Origin of the sequence: Streptomyces sp. NPDC014801 (assembly GCF_043082085.1) — a bacterium.
GTDB lineage: Bacteria > Actinomycetota > Actinomycetes > Streptomycetales > Streptomycetaceae > Streptomyces.
On sequence record NZ_JBIBXG010000005.1, the window covers coordinates 286,537 to 300,578 of the forward strand.

Below are 14,042 nucleotides of genomic sequence, written 5' to 3' on the forward strand. Positions count from 1 at the left end.
CGCGCGCCCCACCCCCGTACCTTTTCGCACTGTTCCCCCCTGACCGGAGCGACCCCGTGACGCCTGAACCCCTGTCCACGACCGGAACGGACGATCCCGCCCTCAGTCCGCCGCCCGGCTGCCCCGCCCACGCCAAGGGCCCCGGCGGGCTGCACCGGCTCTACGGCCCCGGAACCGAGGACCTGGGCGAGCTGTACGAGCACCTGCGCGAGGAGTACGGCCCCGTGGCGCCGGTCCTGCTGCACCAGGACATCCCCATGTGGATCGTCCTCGGGCACGCCGAGAACCTCCAACTCGTGCGCTCACCCGGGCAGTTCTGCCGCGACAGCCGCATCTGGGGGCCGCTCGTCGACGGCATGGTCAAGCCCGACCACCCGCTGATGCCGCACATCGCCTGGGAGCCCATCTGCTCCTACGCCGAGGGCGACGAGCACCTGCGGCTGCGCGGCGCGGTCACCGGCGCCATGACCACGATCGACCACCGCAGCCTGCGCCGCCACATCACGCGCTACTCGCAGATCCTCGTCAACAACTTCTGCGAGACGGGGGAGGCCGACCTGGTCGGCCAGTTCGCCGAGCACCTGCCGATGGCCGTGATGTGCGAGATCTTCGGCATGGCCGAGGAGTACAACGACCGGATCGTGCAGGCCGCCCGCGACATGCTGCGCGGCTCCGACACCGCCATCGCCAGCCACGCCTACGTCATGGAGGTGCTGCAACGGCTCACCGCGCGCCGCCGCGCCGAGCCGAAGGAGGACTTCGCCAGCCATCTGATCCGCCACCCGGCCGGGCTCACCGACGACGAGGTCACCAAGCACCTGTGGCTGGTCCTGATGGCCGCCTACGAGGCCACCGCCAACCTGCTCGCCAACGTGCTGCTCATGGTCATCACCGACGACCGCTTCTACGCCAAGCTCAACGGCGGCCAGATGACCGTGCCGGAGGCGGTGGAGCAGTCCCTGTGGGACGAACCGCCGTTCTCCACCGTCTTCGCCTACTACGCCAAGCAGGACACCGAACTGGGCGGCCAGCGCATCCGCCAGGGCGACGGACTGCTGTTCGCGCCCGCCGCCGGCAACATCGACCCCCGGGTGCGGCCCGACCTGAGCGCCAACATGCAGGGCAACCGCTCCCACCTCGCCTTCGGCGGCGGCCCGCACGAGTGCCCCGGCCAGGACATCGGCCGCGCCATCGCCGACGCCGGTGTCGACGCGTTGCTGATGCGGCTGCCGGACGTCCAGCTGGCCTGCGACGAGGACGAGCTGCGATGGACGGAGTCCATCGCCTCCCGGCACCTGGTCGAGCTGCCGGTCCACTTCGAGCCCAAGGCGCCGCAGGACGTCCGGGCCGCGCCCAGCCCGCACGGGCTGCCGCAGCCGCAGCGGCCCCCGGTGTGGCAGGTGATCGCGCCTCAGCCGCAACCCCAGCCGCAGTCCGGCCCGTCGGCGCCCCCGGCGGGCGCGGCGGCCCCGGGCGCGGTCACGGCGGCCGGCTCCGCGGCCACGGCCGTGACGGCCCCGTCGGGCCTGCCGCCCCAGCAGCAGGCCCCGGCCGCTCAGCCGCCGGCCCCGCAGCCGATGCCGGCGCCTCAGCCCGCTCAGATCCCGCAGCCAATGGCCCCGGATGCCGCGGTCACTGCGGCGGCACCGGCCCGTCCGCGTGGGCTGTGGCGGCGCCTGCTGCGCTGGTGGCAGGGGAACTGACCGCCCCCGCCCAGTCGTCGTACGACGCCCAGGCCGCGAGGGTGCGGCCGCTGCGGAAGCGGTGCTCCGCCCCCGTGACCGGATCGGTGAAGGCCAGCTCCCGCGCGAGCAGTTGCAGCGGGCGCCGGAAGTCACCGGGCGCCACGGGGGCGGCCACCTCCGGGTACAGCGGGTCGCCGAGGATCGGGACGCCGAGCGCGTTCATGTGCACCCGCAGCTGGTGGGTCTGGCCGGTGGCGGGCAGCAGCCGGTACCGGCCCAGGCCGCCGCGGTGCCCGGCCGCCTCGATCCGGCTGACCGCGTTCGGCTCGCCCGGCACCTCCCGCGCCGCGAGCACGCCGCGCTCCTTCACGATCCGGCTGCGCACGGTCACCGGCAGCTCCAGCTCCGGGTCGTACGGGGCGACGGCCTCGTACGCCTTGTGCACCCGCCGGTCGCGGAACAGCGTCTGGTAGGCGCCGCGCTCCTCGGGCCGCACCGTGAACAGCACGATGCCGGCGGTGAGCCGGTCCAGCCGGTGCGCGGCGGTCAGCGTCGGGATCCCGAGGTCCCGGCGCAGCCGCGCCAGCGCGGTCTCGGCGACATGGCTGCCGCGCGGGGTGGTGGCGAGGAAGTGCGGCTTGTCGGCGACGACGATGTGCTCGTCGCGGTACACCACGTCCACCGCGAACGGCACCGGCACTTCCGGGGCGAGCTGCCGGTGGAACCAGACGTACATCCCCGGCACGTACGGAGCGTCCGGCGCCACCGGCCGCCCGTCCGCGCCGACGACCTCGCCGGCGTCGAACATCGCCTCGATCAGTCCCGCCCCGGCTCCGCTGAGCCGGGCCACCAGATATGCGCGGACGGTGGGCGACGACCCGGTCGCCGGCAGCCGCACCCGCACGGGGTCCACCCCGTCCCGCTGGGGGAGGGGCGAGGGCGGGGGAGGGGTACGGCGTCTCATCGCCAGCCAGCGTACGAGGCCCCCGGTCCCGGCGGGAAACCGCTGGTCCCGGGGACGTGCGTCGCACATCCCCGGGCCTTCGGGGCGTTCGCCGAAATCGCTGGATGTTCGCGGCGCCCGTTGAAAAGCGCTGGGTGTTCGCGGCGCCCGTTGAAAAGCGCTGGGTGTTCGCGGCGCCCGTGGAAAACCGCTGGGTCTTCCGGGCGCTCGCGGGCACGATGGCGGGCATGCCCGATCTGACGCAGCCGGTCCTGCCCGCCGGCACCCTGTCCCGTATCCCGCAGCCCACCCTTCCCACCGGCGACGGCCTGGTGCTGCGCCCCTGGCGCGCCGAGGACGCCCCGGCCGTGCACGAGGCCTTCCAGGATCCGCTGATCCACCAGTGGCACATCCGCCGCGCCGACTCCGAGGAGGAGGTCCGCGGCTGGATCGCCGAGTGGCAGGGGGACTGGACCGGGGAGCGCACAGCGCAGTGGGCGGTCGCCGACGAGGCGAGCGGACGGCTGCTGGGCCGGGTCGGGCTGCGGCAGATCGAGCTGCTGGACGGGGCCGCCGAGGTCGCCTACTGGACGCATGCGGCCGCCCGCGGCCAGGGGGTCGCCGTGCGCGCCACGACGGCGCTGACCCGCTGGGCGCTGGAGGAGATCGGGTTCGAACGCCTGGAGCTGTTGCACTCCGTCTTCAACGAGGCGTCCTGCCGGGTGGCGGCCAAGGCCGGCTTCGCCCTGGAGGGGACGAAGCGGCGGGCCCTGCTGCATCCCGACGGCTGGCACGACATGCACCTGCACGCGCGCGTACGGGGCGACTGACCGGCCCCCGAGGCTGAAGCGGCCCACGGCCGGCGCGTCGGCCGGGAGCGGCCCACGGCCGGCCGTCGATCGGTCAGGCGGCCGGCACGCCCTCCTGCTCGGCCTCCACGCGCGCGTTCCACTCGCGCTTGGAGGCCTGCCAGCCGTCCTCGTTGTGGCCGAGGCGCCAGTAGCCGGAGATCGACAGGTCCTCGCGCGGGAGGGCGTGCTCCACGCGCAACAGCCGGCGCAGCTCCTTCACGCAGCCCGCCTCGCCGTGCACGAAGGCGTGCACGCGGCCCTCGGGGAAGTCCAGCGCGCGCACGGCCTCGACGAGCCGCTCGCCGACCGGCCGATCACCGCGGTGCAGCCAGACGACGTCCACCGAGGAGTCGATCTTCTGCTCCTCCTCGGGCCCGGCGACCTCGATGAACGCGTGCGCCACGGCGCCGTCGGGCAGCGCCTCCAGCGCGGCCGCGATGGCCGGCAGCGCGCTCTCGTCACCGGCGAGCAGATGCCAGTCGGCGGCCGGGTCGGGGCCGTAGGCGCCGCCGGGGCCCATGAAACGGACGGTCTCGCCGGGCCGCACCCGGGTCGCCCAGGGGCCGGCCAGGCCCTCGTCGCCGTGGATGACGAAGTCCAGGGTCAGCTCGCGGTGCTCGGGGTCCCAGGCGCGCACGGTGTAGGTCCGGGTGACCGGCCACTGCTCGCGCGGGAACTCCGCGCGGATGCGCTCCATGTCGAACGGCTCGGGATAGCGCACGCCGTCGGCCGGGAAGAGCAGCTTGACGTAGTGGTCCGTGCAGCTGCCCGCCTCGAAGCCGGCCAGGCCCTCACCGCCGAGCACCACACGCTGCATGTGCGGGGTGAGCCGTTCGGTGCGGACGACGCGAGCGGAGTGGACCCTGCGCGGCTTGCGCCCCGGACGTTCTGCCATCACGGCCTCCCTGATCACTGCTTAGGCTTACCTAAGCTAGCACCTCACGCGGGTGGACACTCCTCACTGGGCCAGTGTGGTGAGCAGTCGCTGCAGTGAGCCGCCCAGCCCCCAGCGCACCGCCAGCTTCTCCAGCGCCGCCGCGTCGCGCGGGGCGTGCGGCAGGGCCGTGTCGACGTCCGGCAGCGGGACGTCGCCGGCGACCCGGACCACCTTGGGTGCCACCGCGAGATACGGCTTGGCCTCGGTGAGCCGCTTGCGCTGCGTGGGCGTGAGCCTGGCGCGCGGGTCGTCCACGGCCGCCAGGATGCCGGCCAGGTCGCCGAACTCCGCCAGCAGCTTGGCCGCCGTCTTCTCCCCGACGCCCGCCACGCCCGGCAGCCCGTCGCTAGGGTCGCCGCGCAGCAGCGCCAGATCCGCGTACCCGCTGCCGTCGACGCCATACTTCTCGCGCAGCAGCGACTCGTCGGTCACCTGCAGCGTGCCGACGCCCTTGAGCGGATACAGCACGCGCACGTCCCGCGCGTCGTCGACCAGCTGGTAGAGGTCGCGGTCGCCGGTGACGATGTCGACCGGGCCCTCGGCGCGGGCGGTGAAGGTGCCGATGACGTCGTCCGCCTCGTACCCCGCGACGCCCACGCGCGCGATGCCGAGCGCGTCGAGGACCGCCTCGATGACGGGCACCTGCGGTGAGAGGGTGTCCGGCACCTCCTCCTCGTCGGGGCCGCCCTCGTGCTCCTCGGCGACCCGGTGCGCCTTATAGGAGGGGATCAGCTCGACCCGCCACTGCGGCCGCCAGTCGGCGTCCATGCAGGCCACCAGGTGTGCCGGCCGGTGGTCCTTGACCAGGCGGTCGATGAAGTCGAGCAGCCCGCGCACGGCGTTCACCGGGGTGCCGTCCGGGGCCTTCACGGAGTCCGGCACGCCGAAGTAGGCGCGGAAGTACAGCGAGGCGGTGTCGAGGAGCATCAGTCGTCCGGTCACGCTCGCATCATGCCGTACCCCACCGACAGCGGCCGACCGCCGCGCACCGTGCAACGTGTTGCGCCCTTCAGTGACGTGGCCCACTTGTGCGTTTGCGCCCGGGCAATCAGGGGAGGCGCGCCTTCGGAGCGATGCCGGTTGCATGTTCAACCTTTGTGTGGTGCATGCGACCGCTCGCTCCTGTCCCTGCCGTCCAGACGAGAAGGTACGCGTGTCAGCCAGGCTTGAGGCCGAACATCTCTTCAAGGTGTTCGGCAGACGACCAGATCAGGCGGTGGAGCGGCTCCGGGGCGGAGCCGACCGGGAGGAACTGCGCGCGGACGGCACCACGGCCGCCGTCATCGACGCCTCCTTCACCGTGGACCCCGGCCAGATCTTCGTCGTCATGGGCCTGTCCGGCTCCGGCAAGTCCACCCTGCTGCGCATGCTCAACGGACTGCTGGAGCCCACCGCCGGCCGCGTCCGCTTCGACGGCCAGGATCTGACCTCGCTCGCCGGCAAGGAGCTGCGCGAGGTGCGCGCCAAGAAGATCAGCATGGTCTTCCAGCACTTCGCCCTCTTCCCGCACCGCAGCGTCCGCGAGAACGCCGCCTACGGTCTCGCCGTCCAGGGGGTGCCCCGCGCCGAGCGCGACCAACGCGCCGCCGAGGCGCTCGCCCTGTGCGGCCTGGCCGGCTGGGAGGACTCCTGGCCGGACGAGCTGTCCGGCGGCATGCAGCAGCGCGTCGGCCTCGCCCGCGCGCTCGCCACCGACGCCGACCTGCTGCTGATGGACGAGTCCTTCAGCGCCCTGGACCCGCTGATCCGCCGCGACATGCAGGACCAGCTGCTGGAACTGCAGCGGACCCTGAAGAAGACCATCGTCTTCATCACCCACGACCTCAACGAGGCCATGCGCCTGGGCGACCGCATCGCCGTCATGCGCGACGGCCGCATCGTGCAGAACGGCACCGCCGAGGACATCCTGCTGCGGCCCGCCAACGACTACGTCGCCTCCTTCATCCAGGACGTCGACCGCTCCCGCGTGGTCACCGCCTCCGCCGTCATGGACACCGACGGCCTGCGCGGCGACGAGGCCGACTGCGGCTGCGCGACCGCGACGCCCGACACGCCGTTCACCGAACTGTGCGCGATCAGCGCGCGCGTGCCGCACCCGGTCGCCGTGCTGAACGCCGACCGCGCGCTCGTCGGCGTCGTACCCCGGCAGCGCCTGGTCGGCTTCCTCGGCGACGCGGAAGGAGAACCCGCCGCCTGCGACGGCCGGCGGGACAAGGGCGGGGAGAAGGTGATGGCCCGTGCCTAGGATCCCGCTCGGCGACTGGGTCAACAGCGCGGTCGACTGGCTCCTGAACCACGTCTCCTGGCTGTTCGACTTCTTCAAGACCGTCTTCACCGGCGCCTACGACGGCATCGATGCCGTCCTCCAGGCGCCCGAGCCGCTGCTGCTCGCCGGCATCTTCGCCGTGCTCGCCTTCTGGCTGCGCGGCACCCTCGCCGGTGTCCTCACCTTCGCGGGCTTCGCCTTCATCGACTCGCTGCAGCTGTGGGACGACGCGATGGTGACCCTGGCGCTCGTGCTCGTCGCCACGATCATCGCGCTGGTGATCTCGGTGCCCGTGGGCATCTGGGCCGCCCGGTCCAGCCGCGTCAGCAGCCTGGTGCGGCCGGTGCTGGACTTCATGCAGACCCTGCCCGCGATGATCTACCTCATCCCGGCGATCCTGTTCTTCGGCACCGGTGCCTCCGCGGGCATCGTCGCCACCCTGATCTTCGCGCTCGCCCCCGGCGTGCGCATGACCGAGCTGGGCATCCGCCAGGTAGACAAGGAACTGGTGGAGGCCGCCGAGGCCTTCGGCACCACGCCCCGCAACACCCTGCTGCGGGTCCAGCTGCCGCTCGCGCTGCCCACCGTCATGGCCGGCGTCAACCAGGTCATCATGCTCGGCCTGTCCATGGCCGCGATCGCCGGCATGGTCGGCACCGGTGGCCTCGGCGGCGACGTCAACGAGGCCATCGGCCAGCTGAACGTCGGCCTCGGCTCCGAGGCGGGCGTGGCGATCGTCATCCTCGCGATCTACCTCGACCGGATGACGAGCGCGCTGGGCACCCAGGTCTCGCCGCTCGGCCGGCGCGCCGCGGCACGCGCGCGTGCCGCGCGGGGCCTGAAGATCTGGTCGTACCGGCCCCGGCCGCAGATCGCCGTCATCGGCGTGGTGATCCTCGGCCTGGTCGCCGGCGGCATGGGCGTCTTCGGCGGCAAGGGTGCCGGCACGGCCGTCGCCGACGGCACGGACGTCGGCCAGGGCAAGAAGATCACCATCGGCTACATCCCCTGGGACGAGGGCGTCGCCTCCACCTACCTGTGGAAGGAGATCCTGGAGCAGCGCGGCTACCAGGTGGACGCCAAGCAGTTCGACGCCGGACCGCTGTACACCTCGCTCGCGGCCGGCAACGTCGACTTCCAGACCGACGCCTGGCTGCCGACCACGCACGCGCAGTACGTCAAGAAGTACGGCGACCGGCTCGACGACCTGGGCACCTGGTACGGCCCGACCTCGCTGGAGCTGAGCGTCCCGGCGTACATGAAGGACGTCGACACGCTCGCCGACCTCAAGGGCAAGGCGGCCGAGTTCGGCGGGAAGATCACCGGCATCGAGTCCGGCGCCGGCGAGATGGCCCTGCTCAAGAGCAAGGTCCTCAAGGCGTACGGCCTCGACAAGGAGTACAAGGTCGTCGACAGCTCCACCCCGGCCATGCTGGCCGAGCTGAAGCGGGCCTACAGCAAGAAGGAACCGATCGCGGTCACGCTGTGGTCGCCGCACTGGGCGTACAACGACTACCGGCTGAAGAAGCTGAAGGACCCCCGGGGCGCCTGGGGCAAGGGCGACGCCCTGCACACGCTCGCCCGCAAGGGCTTCGCCGGCGACAACCCGCTCGTCGCCAAGTGGCTGAAGGCCTTCAAGCTCGACGAGAAGCAGCTCACCGGCCTCGAAGCAGAGATCAACAAGGCGGGCAAGGGCCGCCAGCAGGACGCCGTGCGCGCCTGGCTGAAGAAGAACCCGGGCCTGGTGGACAAGCTCGCCCCCGTGCAGAACGCCAAGGCCGCCGAGACCAAGCGCCCGGTGAACGTGGCCTGGTTCCCCTGGGACGAGGACATCGCCGTCACCCACCTGTGGAAGAACGTCCTGGAGCGGCGCGGCTACCGGCTGAACCTGAAGCAGATGGACGTCGGCCCCGTCTACACCGGCCTCGCCTCCGGCGACCTCGACCTCAACTTCGACGCCTGGCTGCCCTACGCGCAGGCCAACTACTGGGACAAGAGCAAGGACCGGCTCAAGGACCTCGGCACCTGGTACCGGCCCACCTCGCTGGAGATCGCCGTGCCGTCCTACGTCAAGGGCGTGACCTCGCTCGAGGACCTCAAGGGCAAGGCCGGGACCTTCGGCGGGAAGATCATCGGCATCGAGCCCGGCACCGGTGAGATGAACCTGCTCAAGACCAAGGTCCTGCCCGGCTACGGCCTGGACAAGGAGTACCAGGTCGTCGACGGCTCCACCCCGGCGATGCTCGCCGAGCTCAAGCGCGCCTACGCCAAGAAGCAGCCCGTCGCCGTCGTCCTGTGGTCGCCGCACTGGGCCTACAGCCAGTACCACCTGACCAAGCTGAAGGACGACAAGAAGCTCTTCGGCGAGGGCAACACCATCCGCACCATCGCAAGCGAGCGCTTCCCCGAGCAGTACCCGCAGCTCACCCGGTGGATCAGGAACTTCCGGATGAGCGAGGCCGAGCTCGGCAGCCTCGAGGCGGAGATCAACCGGCGAGGCCAGGGCCACGAGGACGACGCCGTCGCCGCCTGGCTCGCCCAGCACCCCGGCATGGCCGACCGCATGACACCGCGGTAACCGCCGTCCCCGCACCCCCGAGGGGTGGGCCGCCACGCCACCTGACCGCGTGCCGGCCCACCCCTCGGGCATGTCCGGCCACCGTCACGATCCGGCCAACCACACAGCGCCATCCCCCCGCCAGAACCTTTGACCCGGTCCCGGGAACACCTGGGACAGCCACCGCATTGACCATGACACCGGCGTCGCGGTACGCCGAACGCCCCGTCCGCCGACCGTCCGGGCAGGTGATGCACTGGCGCGAACCATCAGGTCGGAGCCGACGCAGTAGGTCCCCGTTGTGACGGCCGCGTGAAACGGTTTGCCGAACATGCGTAGGGTGCAGAGAAGTCATCAGGCGCCGTGCACCCGCCGACCGGGACACGACGACGCAGGCGACGACCGGGACGACGAGCGAAGGAGGGAGCCGGAGCGATGGGCGACCACAAAGAGCAGCCCCTGCGGGTCGGTGCGGCCGTACGGCGGCGCCGCCGGGCCCTGGACCTCACCCTCGCCGTCGTGGCCGAGCGCAGCGGCCTGTCGGTGCCCTTCCTCAGCCAGGTCGAGAACGACCGGGCGCGGCCCAGCCGCAGCTCCCTGGAGAAGGTGGCCGACGCCCTGCGCACCACCGCGGTCGAGCTGCTGGCCGCCGCCGACCCGGCGTGCAGCGTCGACGTCGTCCGCGCCGAGGACCCCGAGCCCGGCCCGCTGCCCCACTCGCGGTCCCTGGTACGCGGTCACCACCAGATGCACGCCTCGGAGTTCACCGGCGACCACGACGCCGGACGCGAGTTCCAGTACCGCAACGACCAGTTGATGTACGTCGCCGACGGCGCCGTCGAGATCGAGGCCGAGGGCCGTGCCTACCGCCTCGGCCGCGGTGACACCCTGTACCTCACCGGCGGGGTGCGCCACCGCTGGCGGGCCACCGTGCCCGACACCCGGCTGATCGTCGTCGCCGTCGCCGAGCACATCGAAGCCGTACGGGACCGGCCCGGCCGGTGAGGGTCGTCTCGCTCGTGCCGTCGCTCACCGAGGCGGTGGCCGCGTCCGCGCCCGGCGTGCTCGTCGGCGCCACCGACTGGTGCACCCACCCCGCGGGCCTCGACGTCGTCCGCGTCGGCGGCACCAAGAACCCCGGTCTCGCCCGCGTCCTCGACCTCGCCCCCGACCTGGTCGTCGCCAACGAGGAGGAGAACCGCGCCCCCGACCTGGCCGCGCTGCGCGCCGCCGGCCTGGAGGTGCTGGTCACCGAGGTGCGCGACGTGCCCCAGGCCTTCGCGGAACTGGACCGGGTCGTCGCCGCCTGCGGGGTGCGACGGCGGCCGCGCTGGCTGGACGAGGCCGAGGCGGCCTGGCGGACACTCCCCGAACCGGCCGCGCGGCGCACGGCCGTCGTGCCGATCTGGCGCCGGCCCTGGATGGTCCTCGGCCGCGACACCTTCGCCGGGGACGTCCTGGCCCGGCTCGGCGTCGACCACCTCTACGCCGGGCACGCGGAGCGCTACCCGCGCGTGCCGCTCGACGAGCTGCGGGGGGCCGGCCCGGATCTCGTCGTCCTGCCGGACGAGCCCTACCGCTTCACCGCCGACGACGGCCCCGAGGCCTTCCCCGGCCTGGCCTGCGCACTGGTCAGCGGACGGCACCTGACGTGGTACGGGCCGTCACTGGCCGAGGCGCCACGGGTGCTGGGCGCGGCGCTCGCAGCAGCTCACCCCTGAGCAGCCCGCGCACCGTCCCGGCGGCGGCCGCCAGCCAGCCGGCCAGCAGCAGGCCGTACAGGGCGAGCGCCAGCACGTCGAAGGCGACCAGGCCGGTGTGCCGGGCGAGCGCCTCCGCCCCGGTCACACAGGTCCCCACCGGGAACGTGAACGCCCACCAGGTCATCGCGAACCCCATGCCGTGCCGCCGGGCGCGCACCACGTGGGCGCCGGCCAGGCACAGCCACAGCAGCGCGAACCCCGTCACCGGCACGCCGTACAGCACGGCGAACACCGCGAAGCCCGACGCGTACCGCGGCAGCACCCCGGGCGCGGCGTCCGCGAACTTCCCCACCGCGGTCGTCGACTGGCCGAGCGGCCCCAGCACCAGGAACAGCGTCGGGGCCAGCACCACGGGCAGCGGCCCGCCCAGCGTCCGCGCGAACACCAGCGGCAGCATCAGCAGCGTCGCCAGCAGACTCAGGCCGAACAGGGCGACACAGGCCAGCAGCAGCGTCTCGCGCGGCTGTCCCGGCGGCAGGTGCGGCACCAGCAGCGGACCGGTGGCGGCCGACACCATCGGCGCCACGAGCGGCAGCAGCCACACGGGCGTGGCCTGCTCCACCGCCACCCGATGGCGTACGGCCATGAGGTACGGCACCGCGACCGCGGCCGCCAGGCCGGTCACCGTGCCGGCGGTGAACAGCACGGCGTCCAGCGCGACCGCGGCCGTCGTGCCGATCAGGGCGGGCCCTGCGGTCACCGCGCCGGCGCCGACCGCGAGCAGCGCCATCGCCAGGCAGCCGTAGAACGGCGCCACGGCCGGGTCCAGGAGGTGGGCGCGGGCCTGGTCGCGGTGGTGCCGCCAGTGCAGGGCGCGGGCGGCGAGCAGGAGCAGCAGCAGTGCCAGGGCGAGGGCCCACGCCGCCGCGCAGGCCGTGCGCAGGCCGGGGAGGTGGACGGGGAGGCCGAGGCCGGCCGTGGTGAGCACGGCGGTGCCCATCACGGAGGCGTACCAGTTGGGGCCGAGATGCCGGACTGCGGTGATCATGCGACCACGGTGCCGTTGCCGGGCCGTCCCCACCAGGGAGGATGTCTCTATGAGGGCATAAGCTGGGTTTATGGCAGAGGTGACGGGGAGCGAGAGCGGGAGCGGGGCCCAGGCGGCGGGCGGGTCGCCGGCGGCGGGCGGGTCGCTGGCGCACCGGGTGCCCGACCTGGGCGCGCTGGAACTGCTGCTGGCCGTGGCCCGGCTCGGCAGCCTCGGCGCGGCGGCCCGGGAACTGGGCATCACCCAGCCCGCCGCGAGCAGCCGGATCCGCTCCATGGAACGGCAGCTCGGCGTGGCCCTGGTCGACCGCTCGCCGCGCGGATCGCGGCTGACGGACGCCGGGGCGCTGGTCACGGACTGGGCGCGGCGGGTCGTCGAGGCCGCGGAGGCCTTCGACGCGGGGGCGCAGGCGCTGCGCGACCGGCGGGACTCGCGGCTGCGGGTCGCGGCGAGCATGACCATCGCCGAATACCTGCTGCCCGGGTGGCTGATCGCGCTGCGCACGCGGCGGCCCGACACGGCGGTGTCGCTGCTCGCGGGGAACTCCGCGGTGGTCGCGGAGCGGCTGCTCGCCGGAGAGGCCGACCTCGGGTTCGTGGAGGGGCTGACGCTGCCCGGCGGGCTGGACTCCGTGGTCATCGCCCGCGACCGGCTGATCGTGGTCACCGCGCCGGGGCATCCCTGGGCGCGGCGGCGCAAGGGGGCGGTGTCGGCGGCGGAACTCGCGGCCACGCCGCTGATCCTGCGGGAGAAGGGGTCGGGGACGCGGCAGGTGCTGGACGCGGCGCTGGGCTCGCCGGCGGTGCCGCTGATCGAACTGTCGTCGACGACGGCGGTGAAGGCGGCGGCGGTGAGCGGGGCGGGGCCGGCGGTGCTGAGCGAACTGGCGGTGGGGGACGAGCTGGCGCTGCGGCGGCTGGTGCGGGTGCCGGTGGAGGGGGTGGCGCTGGCGCGGGCGCTGCGGGCGGTGTGGACGGCGGGGCACCGGCCGGCGGGGCCGGCGCGGGACCTTCTGTCTCTGACCCGGTCGGCCTCCCGGCCGGGGGGTTCTGTGGCGTAGGGGGCCGGTCCCTGCGGGGCTTCCGGGGTGCCGGGTGCGGGTGGCTCCGGGTGCCGGTCCCCGGGGCTCCGCCCCGGACCCCGCCAGGGGCTCCGCCCCTGGACCCCGGGGGGTTTCCCACCCACCCACCCGACTCGGTCGGGCAAGAGGAGCCGCCACGGGGCTCCGCCCCGGACCCCGACTGGGGCTCCGCCCCCTGCCCCCCGCGGAGGCTCCGCCCCGTACCCCCGCGGTGGCTCCGCCCCCTGTACCCCGCGGAGGCTCCGCCCCGTACCCCCGGCTCAGCGGAGCTCTTCCGTCGCCTTCACCAAGCCCCGCATCACTCTCTCGTCCTCGCCCATCTCCGGGTGCCACTGGACTCCCAGGGCCCAGTGGTCCGGTAGTTCGATGGCCTCCACCGTGCCGTCCTGGGCGTGGGCCGAGGGGATCAGGTCGCGGCCCAGGGTGGCCACGCACTGGTGGTGGTACGTCGGGACCGACGTCCGTTCCGGGACCAGCGTGGCGTAGCGCGTGCCGGGGACCGGGGTGACCGGGTGGTGGGCGAAGGTGCCGGGGCTGATCGCGTGGCCGTCGAGGTGCTGGGTGAGCGTGCCGCCCAGGGCCACGTTCAGCAGTTGCATGCCGCGGCAGATGCCCAGCAGCGGGGTGCCGGAGGCCAGCGCGGCCTCGGTCAGGGCCAGTTCCCACGCGTCGCGTTCGGTCGCCGGCGGGCCCGTGCGCGGGTCGCGCGGGGCGCCGTAGCGGGACGGGTCGACGTCCGGGCCGCCGGCGATGACCAGGCCGTCGAGACGCGCGACCACGTCGGCCGCGTGACGGGGCTCGTCCGGCGGCAGCATCGCCGCGATGCCGCCCGCCCGCTGCACCAGACGGGGATAGCCGGCCGGCAGGAGCGCCGCCTCCAGCGCCCACACGCCCCAGCGGGTCTCACGCTCCAGATAGGTGCTGATGCCGATCACCGGCCGCCGGCGCCGCGTCACGTGACCTCCCTGTGC

The 14,042-nt window shown here is 73.5% G+C and carries 12 protein-coding genes; 7 read left to right on the forward strand and 5 right to left on the reverse strand.

All coding sequences use genetic code 11. The features are described from left to right. Window positions 1-56: 56 nt before the first annotated feature. On the forward strand, window positions 57-1,703 hold the full coding sequence (locus ACF1AL_RS13555) for a cytochrome P450 (RefSeq protein WP_391825969.1): 1,647 nt from the start codon (window positions 57-59) through the stop codon (window positions 1,701-1,703). On the opposite strand, the gene ACF1AL_RS13560 is transcribed toward ACF1AL_RS13555, so the two are convergent. Then, entirely contained in the window at window positions 1,633-2,649 is a 1,017-nt protein-coding gene (locus ACF1AL_RS13560) for an RluA family pseudouridine synthase (protein ID WP_391825970.1), read from the reverse strand. The genes ACF1AL_RS13555 and ACF1AL_RS13560 overlap by 71 nt on opposite strands. A gap of 227 nt (window positions 2,650-2,876) precedes the next feature. On the opposite strand from ACF1AL_RS13560, the gene ACF1AL_RS13565 reads away from it, so the two are divergent. Beyond that, window positions 2,877-3,458: a GNAT family N-acetyltransferase gene (locus ACF1AL_RS13565; protein WP_391780262.1), complete on the forward strand. Its 582-nt coding sequence runs from the start codon at window positions 2,877-2,879 to the stop codon at window positions 3,456-3,458. Between the two features lie 73 nt (window positions 3,459-3,531). On the opposite strand, the gene ACF1AL_RS13570 is transcribed toward ACF1AL_RS13565, so the two are convergent. Together ACF1AL_RS13570 and ACF1AL_RS13575 are read right to left on the reverse strand one after the other, a co-directional pair. After that, window positions 3,532-4,374 carry a siderophore-interacting protein gene (locus ACF1AL_RS13570; RefSeq protein WP_384206150.1) on the reverse strand — a complete coding sequence of 281 codons (843 nt, stop codon included), beginning with the start codon at window positions 4,372-4,374 and terminating at the stop codon, window positions 3,532-3,534. Window positions 4,375-4,437: 63 nt separating this feature from the next. Beyond that, entirely contained in the window at window positions 4,438-5,343 is a 906-nt protein-coding gene (locus ACF1AL_RS13575; protein WP_391826116.1) for a 5'-3' exonuclease H3TH domain-containing protein, read from the reverse strand. A gap of 226 nt (window positions 5,344-5,569) precedes the next feature. On the opposite strand from ACF1AL_RS13575, the gene ACF1AL_RS13580 reads away from it, so the two are divergent. From ACF1AL_RS13580 to ACF1AL_RS13595, 4 genes are all read left to right on the forward strand, one after another. After that, on the forward strand, window positions 5,570-6,661 hold the full coding sequence (locus tag ACF1AL_RS13580; RefSeq protein WP_386585785.1) for a glycine betaine/L-proline ABC transporter ATP-binding protein: 1,092 nt from the start codon (window positions 5,570-5,572) through the stop codon (window positions 6,659-6,661). Continuing rightward, the gene (locus ACF1AL_RS13585) at window positions 6,654-9,260 is read left to right on the forward strand and encodes an ABC transporter permease/substrate binding protein (protein WP_391825971.1); all 2,607 of its coding nucleotides are present in this window, start codon (window positions 6,654-6,656) and stop codon (window positions 9,258-9,260) included. The genes ACF1AL_RS13580 and ACF1AL_RS13585 overlap by 8 nt, the downstream gene beginning before the upstream one ends. Window positions 9,261-9,674: 414 nt before the next feature. Further along, window positions 9,675-10,244: a helix-turn-helix domain-containing protein gene (locus tag ACF1AL_RS13590; RefSeq protein ID WP_386585781.1), complete on the forward strand. Its 570-nt coding sequence runs from the start codon at window positions 9,675-9,677 to the stop codon at window positions 10,242-10,244. Beyond that, on the forward strand, window positions 10,241-10,960 hold the full coding sequence (locus ACF1AL_RS13595) for a helical backbone metal receptor (protein ID WP_391825972.1): 720 nt from the start codon (window positions 10,241-10,243) through the stop codon (window positions 10,958-10,960). The genes ACF1AL_RS13590 and ACF1AL_RS13595 overlap by 4 nt, the downstream gene beginning before the upstream one ends. Here ACF1AL_RS13595 and ACF1AL_RS13600 read toward each other — a convergent pair. After that, window positions 10,872-11,990, reverse strand: a complete 1,119-nt coding sequence (locus ACF1AL_RS13600) for a TDT family transporter (protein ID WP_391825973.1) — start codon at window positions 11,988-11,990, stop codon at window positions 10,872-10,874. The two genes, ACF1AL_RS13595 and ACF1AL_RS13600, sit on opposite strands and share 89 nt — an antisense overlap. A 70-nt stretch (window positions 11,991-12,060) precedes the next feature. Here ACF1AL_RS13600 and ACF1AL_RS13605 point away from each other — a divergent pair, with 70 nt between their 5' ends. Beyond that, window positions 12,061-13,050 (forward strand): LysR family transcriptional regulator, encoded by a 990-nt coding sequence (locus ACF1AL_RS13605; protein ID WP_391825974.1) that lies wholly within the window; start codon window positions 12,061-12,063, stop codon window positions 13,048-13,050. Between the two features lie 281 nt (window positions 13,051-13,331). Here ACF1AL_RS13605 and ACF1AL_RS13610 read toward each other — a convergent pair whose 3' ends face one another. Further along, window positions 13,332-14,027: a gamma-glutamyl-gamma-aminobutyrate hydrolase family protein gene (locus ACF1AL_RS13610; protein ID WP_391825975.1), complete on the reverse strand. Its 696-nt coding sequence runs from the start codon at window positions 14,025-14,027 to the stop codon at window positions 13,332-13,334. Window positions 14,028-14,042: the final 15 nt, after the last annotated feature.